Here is a 6,071-nt window from a genome sequence, read left to right on the forward strand (position 1 = left end):
TGCCCCCGATGGCGATCGGAAGGCCGCTAGAGAAACATCTCCCTTGCCAACCCATGCCTCTGCATCTTTTCATTGAAGGTGCGGCGCGGCAGTTGCAGCTCGGCCAGCACCGCCTTGATATCGCCTTTATGCCGGGCCAGCGCAGCTTTCAGGCAATGCGCCTCGAAGGCTTCCTGTTGCGCCGCCAACGATTGCCCGGCCTCGACTCCTTCAGGTTCCGGCTCTCCAAGCCCCAGCACCTGGCGCTCGGCAACGTTCGCCAGTTCACGTACGTTGCCCGGCCAGTCATGGCTGAGCAGGCGTCCCAACTGCGGCCCGCTCAAGGGCTCGACCTGGCGGCCCAAGCGCTCGGCAGCGCTTTGCGCAAAATGTTCATACAGCAACGGGATGTCTTCGCGCCGCTCGCGCAACGCCGGCAGGCGCAGTTGCGCGACGTTCAGGCGATACGCCAGGTCTTCGCGAAAACGCCCGGCACGGGCCTCTTCCAGCAGGTCCGGCTTGGTGGCGGCAATGATGCGCAAATCCACCTGGATGCTCTGATTGGAGCCCAACCGCTCCAGCTTCTGCTCCTGCAGCACCCGCAACAATTTCACCTGTTGGGCCAGGGGCATGCTTTCGATTTCATCGAGGAACAGCGTGCCGCCGTGGGCATACTCCAGCTTGCCGATACGCTTGCCCTGGGCGCCGGTGAATGCGCCGCTTTCATGGCCGAACAACTCGGCCTCGAACAGCTGCTCGGGAATGGCCGCGCAATTGAGCGCGACAAACGGCTTCTTCGCCCGTGGGCCGAAATCATGCAGGCAGCGGGCGACCAATTCCTTGCCGCTGCCGGTCTCGCCACGGATCAACACATTGACCGGCAGCGTGGCCAGGTCCAGCACCTGGCGGCGCAGGTTCTGCAGGCTGCGGGACACCCCCAGCAGGCTGGATTCGAGCTGGGCGCGGTGGTCGGCCTGCTGATGCAGGCGGCGGTTTTCCAGGACCAGGCCGCGTTTGTCGAGTGCTCGACGCAGGCTATTGAGCAGGGTATCCGGGCTGAAGGGTTTTTCCAGGAAGTCGTAGGCACCGTCGCGCATGGCGTCGACGGCCATGGGGACATCGCCATGGCCGGTGAGCAGGATGACCGGCAGGTCGGCATCGCGCCGCTGTACTTCAGCCAGCAACTCCAGGCCGCTGAGACCGGGCATGCGCACATCGCTCAGGATCACGCCGGGGAAGTCCCTGGGCAACTGCGCCAGGCATTCTTCGGCACGGCTGAACAACTGCACCTCGAAACCCGACAGGCTCAACCATTGTTCGACGGCCGTACGAATGCTGGCTTCGTCATCAACCACAATCACCGCGTTCAACATAGATCGGGCGTCTCCAGCGCGACAGGCAAGGTCAAGGTAAACACTGCGCCGTCGCCCCGGTTGCCGGCGATCAGGCGTCCGCCTAGTTCGTGCACGATAGCGTAGGACACCGCCAACCCCAAGCCGAGCCCGTCGCCCACCGGCTTGGTGGTGAAGAAGGGGTCGAAGACGTTGTTCAAGTGCTCTTCGGCAATCCCGCCACCGCTGTCGCTGACGCTTAACTGCCAGAGCTGCTGGTCGGCGTGCAAACGAATCTCCAGGCGTTTGCGCGGTTTGTCGGCCATGGCATCCAGGGCGTTGCGCAGCAGGTTGATCAACACCTGTTCGAGGCGAATCGCGTCGCCGCGCACCCAGGCAGGGCGGGTCAGGTCCAGCGCTACGCCGATATGTTCATCGCGCAGGCGCGCGTCGAGCAGGTGCAGGGACTGGTCGACCACGGTGGCCAGGTCCAGGCGTTCGCGCAGGCCGCTGGGGCTTTTGCGGGCGAAGGTCTTGAGGTGGCCCGTCAGCGCCGCCATGCGCGTGAGCATGTCATCCAGCGGTGTGAGTGCCTTGTAGGCATCGTCCACGCGGCCGTGGTCGAGCAACAGCCGCAGCGTCGCCAATTGCATGCGTTGCGCGGTCAGCGGTTGGTTGATTTCGTGGGCAAGGGCGGCGGACATCTGCCCCAGCGCCGCCAGTTTGGCCGACTGCACCAGGCCATCCTGGGCGGTGCGCAGGGCCTGGGTGCGCTCCTCGACCAATTGCTCAAGCTCTTCGCGGCTGCGTTGACGCAGACGCGCCAGGCGCCAACGCTGGCTCAGGAACAGCACAAGAAACACCAGGGCCAGCCACGAACCGGCGGCGGCAAGGCCGGCGTTGCGCTGGTCTTCCAGCGGGAACTGGGGTTTGCGCAGCAGGTGCAGGGTCCAGCCTTCGGCTTTGAGCGGCAGCGACTCCCAGATGTAGTTGGCACTGCCGTCGGGGCCGTTGACGCGCATCAAGTGGCTGTTGTCGTCGAAGCGTTGCAGGGTGCGGGTCTCCAGCGGCTGCAGTTGCTTCTTGTCGTATTGACGGGTGGCCTTGAGTTCAGCCAGGTCGCTCTCTGACAACGGCCGCAGGTTGCGATAGCGCCAGCCCGGCTGGTTGGCGATAAACACAATGCCGCGTGCATCGCTGACCAGCAGCAAGTCATTGCCCTGGGCCCATTCGCGTTCCAGTTCGGGAAACTCCAGCTTGACCACCATGGCGCCAAGGAACTGCTCGTGCTCATCGACCACCGCGCTGGAAAGGAAGTAGCCCGGGATGCCGGTGGTCACCCCCACGGCATAAAAGCGCCCGGTGCCCTGGCTCAGGGTCTGGCTGAAATAAGGCCGAAATGCGTAGTTGTGTCCCACATAACTGCTGGGCAGCTTCCAGTTGCTGGCGGCCACGGCCAGGCCGGTGCGGTCCATCAATTCCAGGGTGGACGACTGCGCGGCGCTGTTGATGCGTTCCAGTTTGCGGTTGAGCAGGTCCTGGGTGTCGACAGTCAGCGGGCCTTTCAAGGCGTTGATCATCTCCGAGTCCAGGGCCAGCACGGCGGGCAGGGCGCGGTAGCGTTCGATCAGGGTGTGCAGCGAGTTGGCATACAGCGCGAGCTGCTGGTTGGCGCGAGCGGCATCGTCCACCAGGGCCTGGCGTTCGGCATGGCGCGTGGCCAGGGCGGCAGCCAGCACGGCACCAGCGATGATCAGCAGGGAGTAGAACGTCAGGCGCAGGGGGCGAGGGATCGCGATCATACGATGATGAACAGGCCGGTAGGGGGCGAGCACCATACCATGAGCCATTGGGTAGTGCAGTGAGGGGGCTTGTGTGGGAGGGAGCAAGCCCCCTCCCACATTTGACTGCACTCATCAAAAAAAAAAGGCGACTGGGCCCTTGGGGCCGCAGTCGCCTTTATCCTTGGAGGGAGGTGCTTACTGCACTTCCACCGCCAGGCTCTCACTGATCTTCTTCTGCCAGATGGCAGGACCGGTGATGTGTACCGACTCGCCGTTGCTGTCCACCGCAACGGTGACCGGCATGTCCTTCACGTCGAACTCGTAGATCGCTTCCATGCCCAGTTCGGCGAAAGCGACGACGCGCGATTTTTTGATGGCTTGGGCCACCAGGTAAGCGGCGCCGCCTACGGCCATCAGGTAGACGGCCTTGTGGTCCTTGATCGCTTCGATAGCGGTCGGGCCGCGCTCGGATTTGCCGATCATGCCCAACAGGCCGGTTTGTTCGAGGATCTGACGGGTGAACTTGTCCATCCGCGTCGCGGTGGTCGGGCCTGCCGGGCCAACCACTTCTTCGCGCACCGGATCAACCGGGCCGACGTAGTAGATGAAGCGACCCTTGAGGTCCACCGGCAGGGTCTCACCCTTGTTCAGCATCTCGACCATGCGCTTGTGCGCGGCGTCGCGACCGGTGAGCATCTTGCCGTTGAGCAACACGGTTTCGCCCGGCTTCCAGCTCTGCACTTCTTCCGGGGTCAGGGTGTCGAGGTTGACGCGACGGGCCGATGGGCCGGCTTCCCAGACGATCTCCGGGTAGGCGTCCAGCGGTGGCGCTTCCAGCGATGCCGGGCCCGAACCGTCGAGCACGAAATGCGCATGGCGGGTGGCGGCGCAGTTGGGGATCATGCACACCGGCAGGGAAGCGGCGTGAGTCGGGTAGTCCATGATCTTCACGTCGAGCACGGTGGTCAGGCCACCCAGGCCCTGGGCGCCGATGCCCAGTTGGTTGACCTTCTCGAACAGCTCCAGGCGCATCTCTTCGATACGGTTCTGCGGGCCGCGCTTCTTCAGTTCATGGATGTCGATGGATTCCATCAACACTTCCTTGGCCATCACCGCGGCTTTCTCGGCTGTGCCGCCGATGCCGATGCCGAGCATGCCCGGTGGGCACCAGCCGGCGCCCATGGTCGGAACGGTCTTGAGCACCCAGTCGACGATCGAGTCGGACGGGTTGAGCATGGCCATTTTCGACTTGTTTTCGGAACCACCGCCCTTGGCGGCCACGTCCACTTCCACGGTGTTACCCGGGACGATGGAGTAGTGGATCACCGCCGGGGTGTTGTCCTTGGTGTTTTTGCGCGCGCCTGCCGGGTCGGCGAGGATGGATGCGCGCAGGACGTTTTCCGGCAGGTTGTAGGCGCGACGCACGCCTTCGTTGATCATGTCGTCCAGGCCCATGGTGGCGCCATCCCAACGTACGTCCATGCCCACGCGCACGAACACGGTGACGATGCCGGTGTCCTGGCAGATCGGGCGATGGCCGGTGGCGCACATGCGCGAGTTGATCAGGATCTGGGCGATGGAGTCACGGGCCGCCGGCGATTCTTCGCGCAGGTAGGCCTCGTGCATCGCCTGGATGAAATCAACCGGGTGGTAGTAGGAAATGAATTGCAGGGCGTCGGCAACGCTCTGAATCAGGTCGTCTTGCTTGATCACGGTCATGAGTCGCGCTCCTCTATAAGGGAACATTCAATAAAGGTGGCTTCAGTGTTGCATCGGTCGGCTGAAGCCACCTTCCACAGGCACGCCATTGGTGCAGGCGCGACGCTAAAAAGGCGCGGCAGTATAACCCGTGGCGGTGGCCGATACACCCGACTATGGTCAAACTGTCGCAGGCATGATTCCCTGTGCGCGTCCCTTCTGATAGAGCCTTTATATGCCTGAACTGCACGTCGGCGAACGCCACTGGTCGGTCGCCACCGGCAGCAACCTGCTGGATGCCTTGAACCAGGCAGGTGTGGCCGTGCCCTACAGTTGCCGCGCCGGCAGTTGCCATGCCTGCCTGGTACGTTGCCAGGGCGAGGTTCAGGACCGCCAACCTGACGCGTTGAGCCTGGAGCAACGCCAGCACGGTTGGCGCCTGGCCTGCCAGTGCCAGGTGGTTGGCGATCTGCAGGTCGAAGCCTTTGATCCTGTGCGCGACGGTGTGGCGGCGCAGGTGGTGGGTGCCGGTTGGCTGACGGCGTCGGTGCTGCGTCTGCGCCTGCAACCGCAGCGCGGCCTGCGTTACAGCGCTGGGCAGCACCTGGTGTTATGGGCGGGGCAGGTGGCGCGGCCGTATTCCCTGGCGAGTTTGCCGCAGGAGGACCCGTACCTGGAGTTTCATCTGGATTGCCGTTTACCCGGCGAATTCAGCGATGCGGCGCGACAGTTGAACCTGGGGGATTGTCTGCGCCTGGGCGAGTTGCGCGGCGGGGCGCTGCATTACGATCCGGACTGGCAGGCGCGACCGCTGTGGCTGCTCGCCTCCGGTACCGGGCTGGGGCCTTTGTGGGGGGTGTTGCGTGAGGCGTTGCGCCAGGATCACCAAGGTGCCATTCGCGTGGTTCATCTGGCGCATGATGCTGATGGGCATTATCTGGCCGGGCCCCTGATGGCGCTGGCCGCGCAGCATCAGAACCTTACAGTGGAGTTGTGGACCGCACATGAGTTGGCCCAGGCATTGGGGCAACTGCGGCTCATATCGCGGCAGACGCTGGCCTTAGTCTGCGGGCATCCTGACAGCGTCGAAGCCTTTTCCAAACGCTTGTTCCTGGCGGGGCTGCCGCGTAATCAACTGCTGGCCGATGTATTCCTGCCCCGTGGTTGAACGCTGGCTGTCGAGCACAGGCGTTGCGGGTGTACGCGGTTAACTGTGGGAGGGGGCTTGCCCCCGATGGCGGCCTCTGGGCCGACCAGGATGTTGGATTGGACCGAGTAC

The 6,071-nt window shown here is 63.8% G+C and carries 4 protein-coding genes; 1 reads left to right on the forward strand and 3 read right to left on the reverse strand.

Going from position 1 to position 6,071, the window contains the following annotated elements; translation table 11 throughout:
- Positions 1–26: 26 nt before the first annotated feature.
- From BFP90_RS07705 to BFP90_RS07715, 3 genes are all read right to left on the reverse strand, one after another.
- Positions 27–1,352 carry a sigma-54-dependent transcriptional regulator gene (locus tag BFP90_RS07705; protein WP_065896381.1) on the reverse strand — a complete coding sequence of 442 codons (1,326 nt, stop codon included), beginning with the start codon at positions 1,350–1,352 and terminating at the stop codon, positions 27–29.
- Entirely contained in the window at positions 1,346–3,112 is a 1,767-nt protein-coding gene (locus BFP90_RS07710; protein ID WP_065896382.1) for an ATP-binding protein, read from the reverse strand. Before BFP90_RS07710 ends, BFP90_RS07705 begins: the two co-directional genes overlap by 7 nt.
- Positions 3,113–3,289: 177 nt before the next feature.
- Positions 3,290–4,813, reverse strand: coding sequence for a fumarate hydratase (locus BFP90_RS07715; protein ID WP_065887574.1), 1,524 nt, complete (start codon positions 4,811–4,813; stop codon positions 3,290–3,292).
- 214 nt (positions 4,814–5,027) lie between these two features.
- On the opposite strand from BFP90_RS07715, the gene BFP90_RS07720 reads away from it, so the two are divergent.
- A complete protein-coding gene (locus tag BFP90_RS07720; protein WP_065896383.1) occupies positions 5,028–5,960 on the forward strand; it encodes an iron-sulfur-binding ferredoxin reductase in 933 nt (310 codons plus the stop codon).
- Positions 5,961–6,071: the final 111 nt, after the last annotated feature.

This window comes from Pseudomonas sp. 24 E 13, assembly GCF_900004715.1.
Taxonomy (GTDB): Bacteria; Pseudomonadota; Gammaproteobacteria; order Pseudomonadales; family Pseudomonadaceae; genus Aquipseudomonas; species Aquipseudomonas orientalis_A.